The organism is Metabacillus sp. SLBN-84 (assembly GCF_053629595.1).
This window is the reverse complement of the sequence record NZ_JBRJIP010000001.1, coordinates 1,436,886-1,451,406: the sequence shown is the minus strand read 5'-3', so window position 1 is coordinate 1,451,406 and position 14,521 is coordinate 1,436,886. Positions and strand designations below refer to the sequence as shown.

The 14,521-nt window shown below is 44.8% G+C and carries 13 protein-coding genes; 2 read left to right on the top strand and 11 right to left on the bottom strand.

The annotated features are described in order from the left end of the window. Positions 1–114: 114 nt before the first annotated feature. The gene (gene vrrA / locus RKD52_RS07135; RefSeq protein ID WP_454099179.1) at positions 115–846 is read left to right on the top strand and encodes a VrrA/YqfQ family protein; all 732 of its coding nucleotides are present in this window, start codon (positions 115–117) and stop codon (positions 844–846) included. Positions 847–971: 125 nt separating this feature from the next. After that, entirely contained in the window at positions 972–1,913 is a 942-nt protein-coding gene (locus tag RKD52_RS07130; protein ID WP_454099178.1) for a 4-hydroxy-3-methylbut-2-enyl diphosphate reductase, read from the top strand. A gap of 40 nt (positions 1,914–1,953) precedes the next feature. On the opposite strand, the gene RKD52_RS07125 is transcribed toward RKD52_RS07130, so the two are convergent. From RKD52_RS07125 to glyQ, 11 genes are all read right to left on the bottom strand, one after another. Next, positions 1,954–3,075, bottom strand: a complete 1,122-nt coding sequence (locus tag RKD52_RS07125; RefSeq protein WP_454099177.1) for a Nif3-like dinuclear metal center hexameric protein — start codon at positions 3,073–3,075, stop codon at positions 1,954–1,956. Continuing rightward, positions 3,072–3,785 (bottom strand): tRNA (adenine(22)-N(1))-methyltransferase, encoded by a 714-nt coding sequence (locus tag RKD52_RS07120; protein WP_454099176.1) that lies wholly within the window; start codon positions 3,783–3,785, stop codon positions 3,072–3,074. The genes RKD52_RS07125 and RKD52_RS07120 overlap by 4 nt, the downstream gene beginning before the upstream one ends. Positions 3,786–3,920: 135 nt before the next feature. Beyond that, entirely contained in the window at positions 3,921–4,283 is a 363-nt protein-coding gene (gene cccA, locus RKD52_RS07115) for a cytochrome c550 (RefSeq protein WP_029279613.1), read from the bottom strand. Positions 4,284–4,462: 179 nt separating this feature from the next. After that, positions 4,463–5,602, bottom strand: coding sequence for an acyl-CoA dehydrogenase family protein (locus RKD52_RS07110; RefSeq protein WP_454099175.1), 1,140 nt, complete (start codon positions 5,600–5,602; stop codon positions 4,463–4,465). A 357-nt stretch (positions 5,603–5,959) separates the two neighbouring features. Continuing rightward, positions 5,960–7,072 (bottom strand): RNA polymerase sigma factor RpoD, encoded by a 1,113-nt coding sequence (gene rpoD, locus RKD52_RS07105; RefSeq protein WP_029279609.1) that lies wholly within the window; start codon positions 7,070–7,072, stop codon positions 5,960–5,962. A 99-nt stretch (positions 7,073–7,171) separates the two neighbouring features. Next, positions 7,172–8,983, bottom strand: a complete 1,812-nt coding sequence (dnaG, locus tag RKD52_RS07100) for a DNA primase (RefSeq protein WP_454099174.1) — start codon at positions 8,981–8,983, stop codon at positions 7,172–7,174. 32 nt (positions 8,984–9,015) lie between these two features. Next, entirely contained in the window at positions 9,016–9,468 is a 453-nt protein-coding gene (locus RKD52_RS07095; RefSeq protein ID WP_454101159.1) for a YaiI/YqxD family protein, read from the bottom strand. Positions 9,469–9,783: 315 nt separating this feature from the next. Next, positions 9,784–10,596 (bottom strand): pyruvate, water dikinase regulatory protein, encoded by an 813-nt coding sequence (locus RKD52_RS07090; RefSeq protein ID WP_369735898.1) that lies wholly within the window; start codon positions 10,594–10,596, stop codon positions 9,784–9,786. Between the two features lie 19 nt (positions 10,597–10,615). Then, the gene (locus RKD52_RS07085; RefSeq protein WP_029279601.1) at positions 10,616–11,254 is read right to left on the bottom strand and encodes a helix-turn-helix transcriptional regulator; all 639 of its coding nucleotides are present in this window, start codon (positions 11,252–11,254) and stop codon (positions 10,616–10,618) included. Between the two features lie 180 nt (positions 11,255–11,434). Next, positions 11,435–13,495 carry a glycine--tRNA ligase subunit beta gene (glyS, locus tag RKD52_RS07080; RefSeq protein ID WP_454099173.1) on the bottom strand — a complete coding sequence of 687 codons (2,061 nt, stop codon included), beginning with the start codon at positions 13,493–13,495 and terminating at the stop codon, positions 11,435–11,437. Beyond that, positions 13,488–14,378, bottom strand: coding sequence for a glycine--tRNA ligase subunit alpha (gene glyQ, locus RKD52_RS07075; RefSeq protein WP_035207207.1), 891 nt, complete (start codon positions 14,376–14,378; stop codon positions 13,488–13,490). Before glyQ ends, glyS begins: the two co-directional genes overlap by 8 nt. Positions 14,379–14,521: the final 143 nt, after the last annotated feature.

The window sequence follows — 14,521 nt, the reverse complement described above, 5'->3', positions numbered from 1 at the left end:
TCCGGCAAAAAAACCAATTTGCTTTTTGGCCTATTCTCATAAATCCGCTGACCATCCGCAGGTACCCTGCATATTGTGTAGGTAGGATAGACGTTAGTTTAAAGGAGGGTCATCATGTTTCAGCAAAGACCAATGCCCCAAATGCCTTCAAGAGGTATGCAGCCCCAAAGAATGCAGATGGGCGCACAGCCGTTTTCGGGGCAGCCTATTGGATATCAGCAAGCAAGAGGATTAGGCTCATCCAGATTTCAGCCTTTCGGACCTCAGATGGGATCATTTGGGCCGCAGTTTGGCGGACCGGGGTTTGGAGGTCCTGGTTTTGGAGGGGCCGGTTTTGGCGGACCGGGATTCGGGGGACAGGGATTCGGAGGAGCAGGATTTGGCGCACAGCAATTTGGACAGCAGGCAATCGGAAGAAGCGGAGGGCTAAAAGGTCTTTTATCAAGATTTTTGCCGGGCGGCGGAGGCCAGGGACTTACAGGTGCGGCAAATGCAGCGCAGGGCCTTCAGGGACTCACAAATCCAGCCAACCTTTCCGGCATGCTTGGAAACGTTCAGAAAGTGCTGGGAATGGCGCAGCAGGTCACTCCAATGGTTCAGCAGTACGGACCTTTGGTACGGAACCTTCCGGCTATGATTAAAATATACAGTGAACTTAAAGGCGGAGGCTCAAGTGATGACGGCGAAAGCACAGAAACAGCTGAAACTCAGCCTGCCGCAATCCAGACTGAGGCCGTTTTAACCGAAACATCAGAGCAGGAAACTTCAGCTGAAGTAAAACAGGCTGCGGTGAAAGAAAAAACACCTGCAGTCAAAGGCGCTTCTGCTCCGAAACTGTATATCTGATATTCTTCTTTGTATTCTTCCCGAGTCTCAGCTATAATAATGAAGAGATTACAAGAGCCAAGAGCCTGATTCTTTGGCTTTTTTCTCTTTTCTGTAAAGTACTTCTCTTTAGGGGGCTCTTTTTAATGGAAGTAATTAAGATTGCACCGCGGGGCTATTGCTATGGTGTAGTAGATGCCATGGTTATTGCCAAAAATGCCGCTCTCGATAAAACACTGCCGAGACCGATTTATATCCTTGGCATGATTGTTCACAATAAACATGTAACGGACGCATTTGAAGATGAAGGCATCATCACGCTTGATGGAAGCAACCGCCTTGAAATTCTCGAGAAAGTCCAGAGCGGAACCGTCATTTTTACCGCCCACGGCGTTTCTCCGGAAGTAAGAAAGATTGCATCCGAAAAAGGCCTGGTTACCCTTGATGCGACATGCCCTGATGTAACAAAAACACATGATCTGATCCGTGCAAAAAAAGCCGAAGGCTATCATGTCATATACATCGGTAAGAAGTCCCATCCAGAGCCTGAAGGAGCTGTCGGCGTAGCGCCTGATATCGTCCATCTGGTGGAAACGGAAGAGGATGTTGAGGCATTAACGTTCCAGAATGATAAAATCATTGTCACAAACCAGACAACGATGAGCCAGTGGGACGTTTATGACATTATGGAGCGCGTGAAAGAAAAATACCCTCATGTTGAATATCACCAGGAGATCTGCCTTGCGACACAGGTACGCCAGGAAGCAGTTGCCGAACAGGCCAAAGATGCTGACCTGACGATTGTTGTCGGAGATCCGAAAAGCAACAACTCAAACCGTCTTGCCCAGGTTTCTGAAGAGATTGCAGGCACGAAAGCCTACCGCATTTCAGACATCAGCGAATTGAAGCTCCAGTGGTTTGAAGGAGTGAAGAAAGTGGCCATCACAGCAGGCGCTTCAACTCCGACCCCTATTACCAAAGAGGTCATTCAGTTCCTTGAAAAGTATGACCCTGAGAACAGTCTGACGTGGAATATTGAGCATAATGTTCCCCTGCAGAAAATTCTTCCGAAAGTAAAAGCAAAATAAAAAAGTACAGCCGCCGGAAATCCTTTTCCGGCGGCTGTTTTTATACAAGGCTAAATGGATCGGTGTTGATTGCAGACGGGTATATGCCCACTTCAAATTTCTTTTCCTCGCACATTGAAAGCAAGAGATCCGCGACCCCTTTTTTCATCACTTTTTCTGCGTTGTGGCCCGGGTCAATGATGTTCAGGCCGAGCATCATTGCGTCATGGGCAGTATGGTAGTACATATCCCCTGTCACATAAACATCAGCACCCTTGCGTTTGGCGTGATGAATGTATTTGTTTCCGTCACCGCCAAGGACTGCGACTTTCCTGACTTTGTCTTCTTTATTTCCGACAAGTCTCACAAACGGCACATCGAGCGCTTTCTTTACATGGACAGCGAATTCTCCAAGTGTCATTTCCTTTTCCAGTTTTCCAATTCTGCCAAGCCCAAGAGTCTTTCCTCCATTTTCAACCGGGTAAATGTCAAACGCAGGCTCTTCGTAAGGATGTGCTTTCAGCATAGCAGATACAATTTTCTTCTGGCTGCTTGCCGGAATGACCGTTTCAATTCTCTCTTCTTCTGCACATTCCAGTTTTCCCTTTTCTCCGATGTAAGGATTCGTTCCTTCAAGGGGAAGAAAACGCCCTGTTCCTTCAGAGGAAAAAGAACAATTGCTGTACATGCCGATGTGACCTGCACCTGAATCCCCCAGAACGGTCCGTATCCGGCCGGCGTGATCTTTCGGGACATAGACCACCAGTTTCTTCAATGTCTCCTGATAGGTGTCTGCAAGGACTTCTGTGTCTGTTAGCCCGAGAGCGTCTGCGAGCAGATCATTCACTCCGCCTTCTGCGACATCGAGGTTTGTATGGGCAGCATAAACAGCGATATCATGCTTGATGCACTTCTCAATCAGTGCTCCGCCTGGCTGGTCGGTTGCAAGCTGTTTAAGCGGCCTGAAAATGGGAGGATGATGGGCAATGATCAGGTTTGCCTTTTTTTCAATGGCTTCATCCACCACTTCATCAAGTACATCCAGTGCTACTAATACACCTGTTATCGGTTTATTCAGCGTTCCGATCTGCAGGCCGATTTTGTCTCCTTCCACCGCATATTCTTTCTTTGAAAAAGATTCGAAGAGCTGAATGATTTCAAAGCCGTTTGGTTGTTTGCTCATTCTCCCGCCGCCTCCTCAAGCATGGCAATCATGCGAGTTAATTCCTGCTTTTTCCTGCTGTTTTCTTCGCTTTCTGATGCCTTGCTTATATTTTCTAAAATACGTTTATAGTGTTCTTTTTCCTGTGACCACTTCTTTTTAAACGTGCTTGATTGTTTTCGCATTAAATGGGGTCCTACAAGAAGGCCGGTTTCAAGAGAAACATCTTTATACGCAGCTTTAGCGTCTCCTCTTTCCCCGACAAGAATTTCATAGATCTTGCCGTCCTCTTCCAAAATCTCTTCATTCACCAGTTCCCAGCCGTTTTGAAGCAGCCATTCTCTAATGTGATGAGCATGAATATTCGGCTGAAGAATCAGCCTCTGCACACCCTGGAGCTTTTCTTTTCCTGCATCCAGAATCTTTTCGATCAAAGCACCGCCCATGCCGGCGATCGTAATGCAGGTGACTTCATTCGGCTCTATCACTTCCAGCCCGCTGCCGAGACGCACAGAGATGACATCCTCGAGTCCGCTTTTTTTGACCTGTTTCTTTGCAGACTGGTAAGGCCCTTCTACAACCTCTCCTGCTACTGCAGAAGCGGCCAGCCCGTTCAGGAGGGCATAGCAAGGCAGATAGGCATGGTCTGAGCCGATATCAGCAAGCACCGCACCTTCAGGTATATAATCAGCCACTGTTTTCAGGCGTTTTGATAAGTTTACATCGTTCATTTTCTATCACCACATTCTTATGTACTTTAAAATCAGTCTCTCTATATAATAAGAAAAGTCCTCCGCAGATGCAAAGGACTTTTCTCTATCACATTATGTAATGCTTTAAGCGTCATAATATGACCCGGTTCAAGGCTATTTGATTTCTGATACCCATTTGGCCATTTCGTCAAGCTTTTCATCAGGTACAAGTCCTGCAGGCATTGCTCCGCGGCCGTTTTTAATCGTGTCTTTAATTCCGTCAACACCGAGCTTGTCCCCTACTCCTTTAAGAGCCGGTCCTGCTCCGCCTTCGTAATTCTCACCATGGCAGGAAATACAGTTCTGCTTGTAGATTTCCTCCGGTGAAGCGTTTGCAACTTCGCCTGATTTATCTTCTTCTTTTCCTTCACCAGCCATTTCCTTCATATCGCCGAGCCCCTTGATGGATAAGAAAAACATAAGGCCGATTCCGATTACGGCAACTAGAGCAAATGGAATGAGCGGATTGCGATTCATTATGTAACCTCCCCTATGTAAAAATCTTGAAATACAGGTAAACGATAGATTTAAACAATCTCTATTTTACTTGAAAACGCTTTGAAGGAAAAGAGTTATTGCAGAAAGATGGCGTATTTTTCAAAAAATAGACAAAAAAACCTCATCTGTTAAGATGAAGTTCTTCAAATCACGTTCGTTCAGCACCCAATCTGTCTCGCAATAACCATTCTTTGAACTTCACTCGTGCCTTCACCAATCTCAAGAAGCTTTGCATCCCTCAGATAGCGCTCCACCTGGTATTCTTTCATATAGCCGTATCCGCCATGAATTTGGATAGCCTGGTTGGATACCTCTGTGCACATTTCAGATGCGAACAGCTTGCAGTAGGACGCTTCTTTAGTAAATGGCTTTCCCTGATCCTTGAGCCAGGCCGCTTTGTAAACCGCTGTACGCGCAAGGTCGATTTTCATGGCCATGTCAGCAAGCTTGAACTGTATCGCCTGAAACTCGCTTAGCGTTTTGCCGAATTGCCTGCGCTCCTTTGAGTAAGCAAGCGCCTTTTCAAATGCCGCCTGGGCAATTCCGACAGCCATTGCAGCAATCCCGATTCTTCCTCCGTCAAGAGTCATCAGAAATTGTCTGAAGCCGTTCCCTTTCTTTCCAAGGAGATTTTCAGACGGAACCTCGACATCTTCTAAAATCAGTTCTGTCGTGTTGGATGCGTTCAGCCCCATTTTTTCATAATTATCAATGACCTTGAAGCCCGGTGCATCGGTAGGAACAATAATGGCACTGATTTCTTTTTTTCCTTCATTCCGCCCAGTAATGGCTGTTAATGAAAGAAATTTGGCGTAAGATGCATTTGTAATGTAGCATTTGTTTCCGTTTATCGTATACTTGCCGTCCTTTTCAACTGCTTCAGTCAGGGTTCCTCCTGCATCAGAGCCTGCGTTAGGCTCAGTAAGTCCGAAAGCTCCGAGAGACTCCCCCGAGCAGATCTTTGAAAGATACGTTTGCTTCTGCTCTTCTGTTCCAAACATGCTGATTGGCGCCCCTCCTAAAGAAATATGGGCGGAATATGTAATGCCTGTCGAACCGCAAGCTTTGCTTAATTCTTCCGTTACGATTGCAAAACTGGTTGTATCTGCTCCGCTTCCGCCGTATTCCTCAGAAAATGGCAGGCCAAGAATGCCCATATCCCCGAGCTGTTTAAAAATTTCGGCCGGAAACTGTTTCGTTTTGTCCCGTTCATATGCTCCCGGTTCCACAACTTCTTCTGAGAATTCCCTGATGGTTTTTTGAATCATGCGCTGCTCTTGTGATAATTCAAAATTCATTTTATCCCTCCGTTTTGAATACGCTTACATTATAAATTATAAATTGAACGGATCTATTTTCACAACTTTTTAAATTTTTTATTTTATGAAAAAATATTTTTTTCATCTTGATTTTTGTCCAAGTGTCCCATAACGAGTATTCAGTTCGAATAAAACCCGCGTATTAAAAGGGGAAAACCCTTATTACTTAGCAGGGAAGAAATAAATGGCCGAAGAATTTTTTTCGGAAGGCAGTTTGCAAAATAAATAACAATTAAGTAAAATAATGAAAAGAAGATGTAAGAAAAAGGGTGTTAGCGCTGCCACGTATGTTACCGTTTTTAAACAACAAAAAAAAGCGGACAAATTGTCCGCTTTCTATTCCAGAAAATCTTTCAATCGTTTGCTTCTGCTTGGATGGCGAAGCTTGCGAAGCGCTTTTGCTTCAATCTGACGGATACGTTCTCTTGTCACACCGAAAACTTTTCCGACCTCTTCAAGAGTGCGGGTGCGTCCGTCGTCAAGTCCAAAGCGGAGACGAAGCACGTTTTCTTCCCGGTCAGTAAGAGTATCAAGCACATCTTCAAGCTGTTCTTTCAGAAGTTCGTATGCAGCATGCTCCGATGGAGAAGTGGCATCCTGATCTTCTATAAAGTCACCAAGATGTGAGTCATCCTCTTCCCCGATTGGAGTTTCAAGAGAAACGGGCTCCTGGGCAATTTTAAGGATTTCTCTGACCTTATCCGGTGTCAGATCCATATCTTCCGCAATTTCCTCCGGTGAAGGCTCGCGGCCTAAATCCTGAAGCAGCTGGCGCTGAACCCGGATCAGCTTGTTAATCGTTTCAACCATATGAACAGGAATACGGATCGTTCTTGCCTGGTCGGCAATGGCGCGTGTAATGGCCTGGCGAATCCACCATGTAGCATAGGTACTGAATTTAAAGCCTTTGCGGTAATCGAATTTCTCTACCGCCTTCATAAGTCCCATGTTGCCTTCCTGAATCAGATCAAGAAACAGCATTCCGCGGCCTACATACCGTTTTGCAATACTGACTACAAGTCGGAGGTTTGCTTCAGCGAGTCTTCTTTTCGCTTCTTCGTCTCCTTCTTCTATCCGGTTTGCAAGCTTAATCTCTTCGTCTGCAGTCAAAAGGTCAACTCGTCCGATTTCTTTAAGGTACATGCGGACAGGGTCATTTATTTTAACGCCAGGCGGCACACTCAGGTCATTCAGGTCAAACTCTTCTTCCTTTGCAAGCTGCTGAATGTTCGGGTCTTCTGTTGATTCGTTATCTCCCACCAGTTCAACACCCTGTTCACCCAGGAACTCATAATACTCATCCATTTGGTCTGATTCAATTTCGAAGCCTGACATGCGTTCAGCAATCTCTTCGTATGTTAAAACTCCACGTTTTTTTCCGATTTCAGTTAATTGGTCCTTAGCCTGTTCCAATGTCAATTCAGAATCATGGGTTTGTTTATCAGCCATTGGATCCCCTCCTTCCAAACTCTTGCAATTAGTGCTTTATAGTAATGTTCTGATTGGAAAAGAAATAATCAATCAGCAACAGTGAATCTCATTTCAGTGCTACTTAAGGCTTTGCTTCAGCTTAATGATTTCCATGGCAATGCCGGCAGCTTTGACAAAATCCTTTTTGCGTTCTGCATCGTGCTTTTCAGATTCTTTTTCTTTTATCATTAACCAATTTTGGTGATTCAACACCTGTTTGATATAATCTGACAGCTCCCGCTCAGAAATTTCTTCATTGACGGAAAGCATGGCGATATCTGAAACCACTTGATGAAGCTTATGATCAGGCAGTCTCCTTAGAAAGGAGCTTACATTTGCTTCAAAGCCCTCTTCGTAATAAGCATATAAGTAAGTAATAATGGCTCTGTGTTCCTCAATATTAAACTGCAGCCCCACCCTGTCTAGCACTTTTTGGGCGATTTCTTTGTTTCTCAGCATGTGGGCAATGAGCAGCCTTTCGGCGTTATGATAAGCTTTCAGAAGGCGCTTTTGCTGCGGTTTCCTTGTCTCCGTTTTTGGAGGTGCCGGCGCAGCCTGCTCTTTTTTCGGCTCACGCTGCCTGCTGCCTTTTTGATCTAGCACGCGGCTTTTCAAAACATCCATGGAGAGTGAAAATTCTTCAGACAGCTGTTTCAGATAAAGCTCAATTTCAACAGGATTGTCAAGAAGACTCAGCTCTCTTACTATATCTTCGATGTATTGCAGCCTTTGTCCTTCATCATGCAGGTTTTTGCCTTTTCTGAACTTCTGCATCTTAAATGCCATAAGCGTAATGCTTGCCCCTATTACATCCTGCCTGAACTTTTCAGCTCCGTGTGTCCGGATGTAGTCATCAGGGTCTGTACCATGAGGCAGGGCGGCTACCCGCATTTTGCATCCTGCGGCAGCAAGTGTTCTTGAAGCCCTGAGCGTTGCTTCCAGGCCTGCAGAATCCGAGTCATAGCATATGATAACATCTCCAGCATTTCTTTTGATGATTTTTGCCTGAGCCTCTGTAAGCGATGTTCCCATTGTGGCAATCGCATTCGGCACATTTGAACGGACGGCAGATATCACATCGGCAAAACCTTCGAATAAAACGGCCTGCTGATTTTTGCGTATATGTACTCTTGCCTGATGAAAATTGTAAAGGACCTTGCTCTTATTAAAAATCGGGGTTTCCGGGCTGTTCAGATATTTCGGCTGTTCCTTGCCGAGCACTCTGCCGGAGAAAGCGATTGTTCTCCCGGTATGGTCAAGGATCGGGAACATAATTCTGTTTCTGAAGCGGTCAAGATAGGAATCAGAATTGTTCTTCTTAACAAGCAGTCCGGCTCGTTCCATCATTTCGGGACTGTATCCGCGTTTGGTCAGGAATTTCGCAGCAAAATCCCAAGAATCAAGCGAGTAGCCGATTTCAAACTGTTCGATTGTTTCCTTATCGAAGCCTCTGCCAGTCAGATAATCAAGAGCTTCCTGGCCTTCTTTCGTGTTTACGAGCAGGTGATGATAAAACTTTTTCAGCAGTTCATGAGCTTCAATCATTTTTTCATCTTCGCTGTTTGCGTCTTTTGGCTGGGCGGAATGAATATGATCCGGCAGTTCTATGTTCAGCCTGTCTGCTAAAGATCCGGCCGCCTCCACAAAGGAAAGCCCTTCTATCTGCATCAGAAAGGAGAACACATTTCCGCCGGCGCCGCATCCAAAACAGTGGTAGATCTGCTTATCATGCGAGACAGAAAATGATGGAGATTTTTCTCCATGAAAAGGACAGAGACCAAAATGATTTCGCCCCTGCTTTTTCAATTGAACATATTCGCCTACAACATCCACGATATCTGCAGACTTCTGAATCTGATCAATAAGTTCGTCAGGAATACGATTTGCCATAGTAACATCTCCGTGAAACTAATATTCGCGATTTAATCACTAATTCCTGCATCTTTCGACAAAATCTTTTGAAGGGTGCGGACAAAATGCTCCCGGTCTGCTCCGGTAAACTTTTTCGGTCCTTTCGTATGATTCCCGCTTCGCCGTTCCTTTGCGGAAAGATACCTGAACTGAAGAGCTGCTTCAATCGAATCTTCTGTAAGTTCTATACCCCGGGGTGTGATAACTGTAACCCCTTTTTTAAGGAGAAGCCCTGCAAGACCGATGTCCTGAGTCACAACTGTATCGTGCCTCGAGGTGTGATTAACAATGTATAAATCAGCAGCTTCTTTTCCTGTGTCCACGTATACCCAGTCGCATCCATATGTAGTTGATGACTGATGATTGTAGGAAGCAATAAACAGGGCGCGTACCCCGTGCACAGCAGCCAGATCAGCAATCTCCTGTTTAACCGGACACGCATCTGCGTCGACAATAATCTGCATCTTTTTTTCGCCGTCTTTCACTATTCTACATCACTCCGAAGGATTCCTTCTAAACTATCCAGAAAAGATGCCAGAGGAAATCAAGACTGAATTTGTCGAATTATTTTTTAATGATTAACTTGACAGATCACAATAAATAGTTTATTCGTAATAAGTCAAGTCTAAACCTAAAATAAGTAATTTTATCACAATTTTTTATTATAATACAAAGTCTTTCATTTTTCCATTGTTTTTAGCCAATTAAAGCTGTAAACAAGATACATGCAGAAAACTCAGAGTATCAGGCCACTCTGAGTCTTTGAATCAGTTTGAGATTTAATTGTATTTGTTCATGATGTTCTGGATCATGTTGGCTGTCTCTTCTACCGCTTTATTTGAAACATCAATCACCTGGCAGCCTATCCTGTCGATGATCTTTTCGAAGTATTCAAGCTCCACCTTGATCCTGTCAATGTTGGCGTAGATCGCTTTGTCATTCAGCCCCAGTGAAATGAGCCGTTCTTTTCTGATATCGTTTAACTTGTCCGGGCTTATTTTCAGTCCGATGCATTTTTGCGGCGAAACTTTAAACAGCTCTTCAGGCGGTTCAACTTCCGGAACGAGCGGAACATTGGCCACTTTAAACCGTTTGTGTGCCAGATACTGGGACAAAGGCGTTTTAGACGTTCTTGACACACCGACAAGGATGATATCCGCTTTCATTATGCCCCTTGGATCTCTTCCATCATCGTATTTTACGGCAAATTCAATTGCCTCAACCTTTTTGAAGTAATCTTCATCAAGTTTTCTGACTCTGCCCGGCTCATATTTGGCTGAGATGCCGTACGCAGATTCCATTTTATCAATGAGCGGTCCGATAATATCGTAATAAACGACGCCCTGTGCATCCGCTTCCTCAATCAGTCCCTGCCTTAGTTCAGGCACAACAAGGGTAAAGCAGACAATAGCCTGTTCAAGCTTTGCATGAGCGATAATCTCTTTAATCGTTCCAAGATCCTCTACATATGGAATCCGCTTGATTTTGGTGTCTGCAGCGTACCCGTTGAACTGGCTGATCGCAGCTTTGATGACCAGTTCAGCCGTTTCTCCGACAGAATCCGAAACAACATAGACATGACGATTGTACATACCATTCCCCACTCCCCAGTTAGATGATTTCATTCTCCGCTAGTCCGACCAATATCTTTGTCATATTTGTTTTTGTAATTCTGCCTGTTACTTCGAACCCTTTATCTGTTTCTTTAATAACTGGAATGGCATCAATTTGTTTATGAATTAAATATTTCGCTACATCCACGATGTTGTCCTCTCTGCTGCACATCGTGATGTTCGGCATTCTTGTCATAATAATATTGACCGGAATCGATGCAAGCTCCTGCTTTCCGATGCTTGCCCTGAGGAGATCTTTCCTTGACAGCACACCGACAAGGATGGACCCCTGGTCGACTACAAAGAGCGTCCCCACATCTTCAAGGAACATGGTCACAATGGCATCGTAAACAGACACATTTTCATTTACAACGACAGGTATGGACTGAAAATCCTTCACCTGAAGTTTTTTCAGTTTATCAGACAGCATGCCGGCTCCGGTCTTGCCTGTGTAAAAATAGCCGACTCTCGGCCTCGCTTCCAGATATCCGGCCATCGTCAGGATGGCAAGGTCAGGCCGCAGTGTTGCCCTCGTTAAATTCAGCTGGTCTGCAATGTGTTCGCCGGTAATCGGCCCGCTTGCTTTTACAATCTGCAGAATATGTTCCTGTCTTTTATTTAATTCGATTGTACTCACCACCTTAAGGTTCCAATACATATGTATCTATAGTTCTGCTTTCACTCAATCCAAATAGGTTATACTCATATAAAAATATTATATACTATTTGAGCAGATTGAAAAGAACCTTTTCACAGGCTGCTTTTGAAATACGTAAACAAACGGGACGATTGCCTTAAGGCAACCGTCCTCGTTTCTCTATTTTACAATGACAGCGTTCATGTCCGCAAAGGATTCAATGAGCGCTGCAAGCTTTTTCATCTGGGCAAGGCGATTTGTTTTCAGTGCTTCATCATCTGCCATAACCATGGTTTCGCTGAAATATTTCTCAATAGCAGGCTGAAGGGAGCGAAGAGCTTTAAATGCTTCTTTATACTCGCCGCGGGCTTCGTGTGCAGCGTATGCTTCCGCTGCTTCTGTGTACTTGCTGTAAAGATCTTTTTCTTCCTGATTCTTGAACAAAGAAGGATCTACAGTGTCACCCGTTCCTTTTTTGGAGATGTTCTGAACGCGCGCAAAAGCTTCCATTTCTTCTTTAAATCCTGCTTCACCTGCAGCGGCGGCCAGAACTTCCGCTTTGGAAAGGACAGCCGTAAGTTCAAGCTGTTCAGAACCAAGAACCGCATCGACGATATCGTATCTGATTTTCTTTTCATCAAGAACATGCTTGATGCGCATTTTAAAGAATGAACGCAAATCTGCCATCACTTTTGCTTTATCCGAACCTTCAAACGGCGCAAGCGCAGCTTCGAACAATTCATCAAGCGTCACCTTCCACTGCTTAGCAAGAAGAATATGAACAATACCGCTCGCCTGACGTCTGAGTGCATATGGATCCTGCGATCCTGTCGGAATGACGCCGATCGAGAAGAAGCCCGCAATCGTATCCAGTTTATCCGCTAGAGCAACAATCGCACCAGCGGTGGTTGAAGGTGCTGCATCATCTGCATGACGAGGCATATAGTGCTCATTAATGGCCACTGCCACTTCTTCTGCTTCTCCGAATGCTCTTGCATATTTTTCTCCTATGATTCCCTGCAGCTCAGGGAATTCATAGACCATATGAGTGACCAGATCGAATTTGCAGATTTCAGCTGCACGCACAGCATGTTTTTTCTCTGCTTCTGACGCAAAACGGTCTGCCAGTTTTTCAGACAATGCCGTTACTCTTCTCACTTTATCGCCTGTGGAACCAAGTTCTTCGTGGAAAATGATTTTATCGAGTTTCTTTACATTATTTGCAATCACAAGCTTTTGATCTTCATTGTAGAAGAACGCAGCATCAGAAAGGCGTGCACGCAGCACTTTTTCGTTTCCTCTTGCTACATTTTCAATATGGTTGTGATCACCGTTTCTGACAGTCACAAAGTATGGAAGCAGCTTTCCTTCTTTGTTTTTCACAGGGAAATATCTCTGATGTTCTTTCATCGTTGTAATCAGAACTTCTTCAGGAAGAGACAAATACTCTTCTTCAAATTTGCCGAAGAGAGCCGTCGGATACTCCACAAGATTCGTTACTTCTTCAAGCAGATTCTTATCAATCGGAATCTCCCACCCGTTTTCTTCTTCAATATGATGAAGCTGAGTCAGGATCGCTTCTTTCCGTTTTACCGGGGAAGCGATAACGTATTGTGAAAGCAGGGTTTCTTCATAGTCAGATCCTGATTGCACGGTCTGATCCTGCCCCAGGAAGCGGTGTCCTCTTGTTTCATTGCCTGTTTTCACACCGGTGATTTCAAACGGAATGACTTCGCTGCCAAAAAGCGCAATCATCCATTTGATCGGACGTGCAAATCTGAGATCCTGGGATCCCCAGCGCATATTCTTCGGGAATGTCAGGCTTGTGATGATGTCTTTAAGCTCTGACAACAGCTGTACTGTTTCTTTTCCCTTAATAAATTTATGGACATGGGCATATTCAATGCCGCCGATTTCTTTAAAATAAATATCCTCGGGAGACGCTCCCTGGCCCCTTGAAAAGCCGGCAGCCGCTTTGGACCAGTTTCCTTCTGAATCAAGCGCAATTTTCTTAGCCGGTCCTTTAGCTTCTTCTTCAATATCTTTCTGCTTTTCCGCCACATCCTCAATCCGAACGGCAAGCCTTCTCGGAGTTGAGTAAACATGTACATCTCCGAACGAAATGTTTTGCTCTTTCAGCCAGTTTTCAACTTTCATAGAAAGCTGATTCATCGCATCTGTTACAAATCTTGCCGGAAGCTCCTCAAGTCCAAGTTCAAGCAGCAGATCCTGTTTACTCATTTGTTTCAGCCTCCTCTTGTTTCAGCATTGGAAATCCAAGCTTCTCCCGTTCATTATAAAATGTTTTGGCTACTTTTCTGGCAAGGTTTCGGACGCGGCCGATATATCCCGTTCTTTCTGTCACGGAAATGGCCCCTCTTGCATCAAGCAGATTGAACGTATGGGAACATTTTAAAACATAATCGTAAGCAGGGTGCACAAGTCCTTCATCCATCTGGCGGTGGGCCTCTTTTTCATAAATGGAAAACAGGTTAAAGAGCATATCTGCATCAGATGTTTCAAACGTATATTTAGAATGTTCGTATTCAGGCATCAGGAAGATGTCACGCACAGTGTATCCTTCTGTCCATTCCAGATCGAACACATTTTCTTTATCCTGAATGTAGGATGCGAGACGTTCAATACCGTAAGTAATTTCAACAGAAACAGGTTTGCATTCGAGTCCCCCTACTTGCTGGAAGTAGGTGAACTGCGTAATTTCCATGCCGTCAAGCCACACTTCCCACCCGAGTCCCGCGCATCCCAGTGAAGGGTTTTCCCAGTTATCCTCTACAAAACGGATATCATGCTTCAGGGGGTCAATGCCAAGCGCTTTAAGAGAATCGAGATACCACTCCTGAATATTGTCGGGAGAAGGCTTAATAATAACCTGAAACTGATGATGCTGATACAGTCTGTTCGGATTCTCGCCGTAACGGCCGTCTGCCGGGCGGCGGGAAGGCTCAACATAAGCTACCTTCCAAGGCTCCGGACCTACAGCTTTCAGGAACGTATACGGACTCATTGTACCTGCCCCTTTTTCTGTGTCATACGCCTGCATTAATACACAGCCGTGATCAGACCAGTGTTTTTGCAATGTCAAAATCATGTCTTGAATATTCATAACATGCACCTCCAAAATTGATTGTCATTCACAAGATAAGCAACAAAAAAACTCCCGTCTCTATGCTGCTAAATCTCAGCATAGGGACGAGAGTTACCCCGCGGTTCCACCCTAATTGCAAGTGCATTTTTGCACTGCCACTT

What these genes read in the sequence shown, in the direction of transcription:
- vrrA (WP_454099179.1), top strand. Translation starts at nt 115, where the DNA reads ATGTTTCAGCAAAGACCAATGCCCCAAATGCCTTCAAGAGGTATGCAG.
- RKD52_RS07130 (WP_454099178.1), top strand. Translation starts at nt 972, where the DNA reads ATGGAAGTAATTAAGATTGCACCGCGGGGCTATTGCTATGGTGTAGTA.
- RKD52_RS07125 (WP_454099177.1), bottom strand. Translation starts at nt 3,075, where the DNA reads ATGAGCAAACAACCAAACGGCTTTGAAATCATTCAGCTCTTCGAATCT.
- RKD52_RS07120 (WP_454099176.1), bottom strand. Translation starts at nt 3,785, where the DNA reads ATGAACGATGTAAACTTATCAAAACGCCTGAAAACAGTGGCTGATTAT.
- cccA (WP_029279613.1), bottom strand. Translation starts at nt 4,283, where the DNA reads ATGAATCGCAATCCGCTCATTCCATTTGCTCTAGTTGCCGTAATCGGA.
- RKD52_RS07110 (WP_454099175.1), bottom strand. Translation starts at nt 5,602, where the DNA reads ATGAATTTTGAATTATCACAAGAGCAGCGCATGATTCAAAAAACCATC.
- rpoD (WP_029279609.1), bottom strand. Translation starts at nt 7,072, where the DNA reads ATGGCTGATAAACAAACCCATGATTCTGAATTGACATTGGAACAGGCT.
- dnaG (WP_454099174.1), bottom strand. Translation starts at nt 8,983, where the DNA reads ATGGCAAATCGTATTCCTGACGAACTTATTGATCAGATTCAGAAGTCT.
- RKD52_RS07095 (WP_454101159.1), bottom strand. Translation starts at nt 9,468, where the DNA reads ATGCAGATTATTGTCGACGCAGATGCGTGTCCGGTTAAACAGGAGATT.
- RKD52_RS07090 (WP_369735898.1), bottom strand. Translation starts at nt 10,596, where the DNA reads ATGTACAATCGTCATGTCTATGTTGTTTCGGATTCTGTCGGAGAAACG.
- glyS (WP_454099173.1), bottom strand. Translation starts at nt 13,495, where the DNA reads ATGAGTAAACAGGATCTGCTGCTTGAACTTGGACTTGAGGAGCTTCCG.
- glyQ (WP_035207207.1), bottom strand. Translation starts at nt 14,378, where the DNA reads ATGAATATTCAAGACATGATTTTGACATTGCAAAAACACTGGTCTGAT.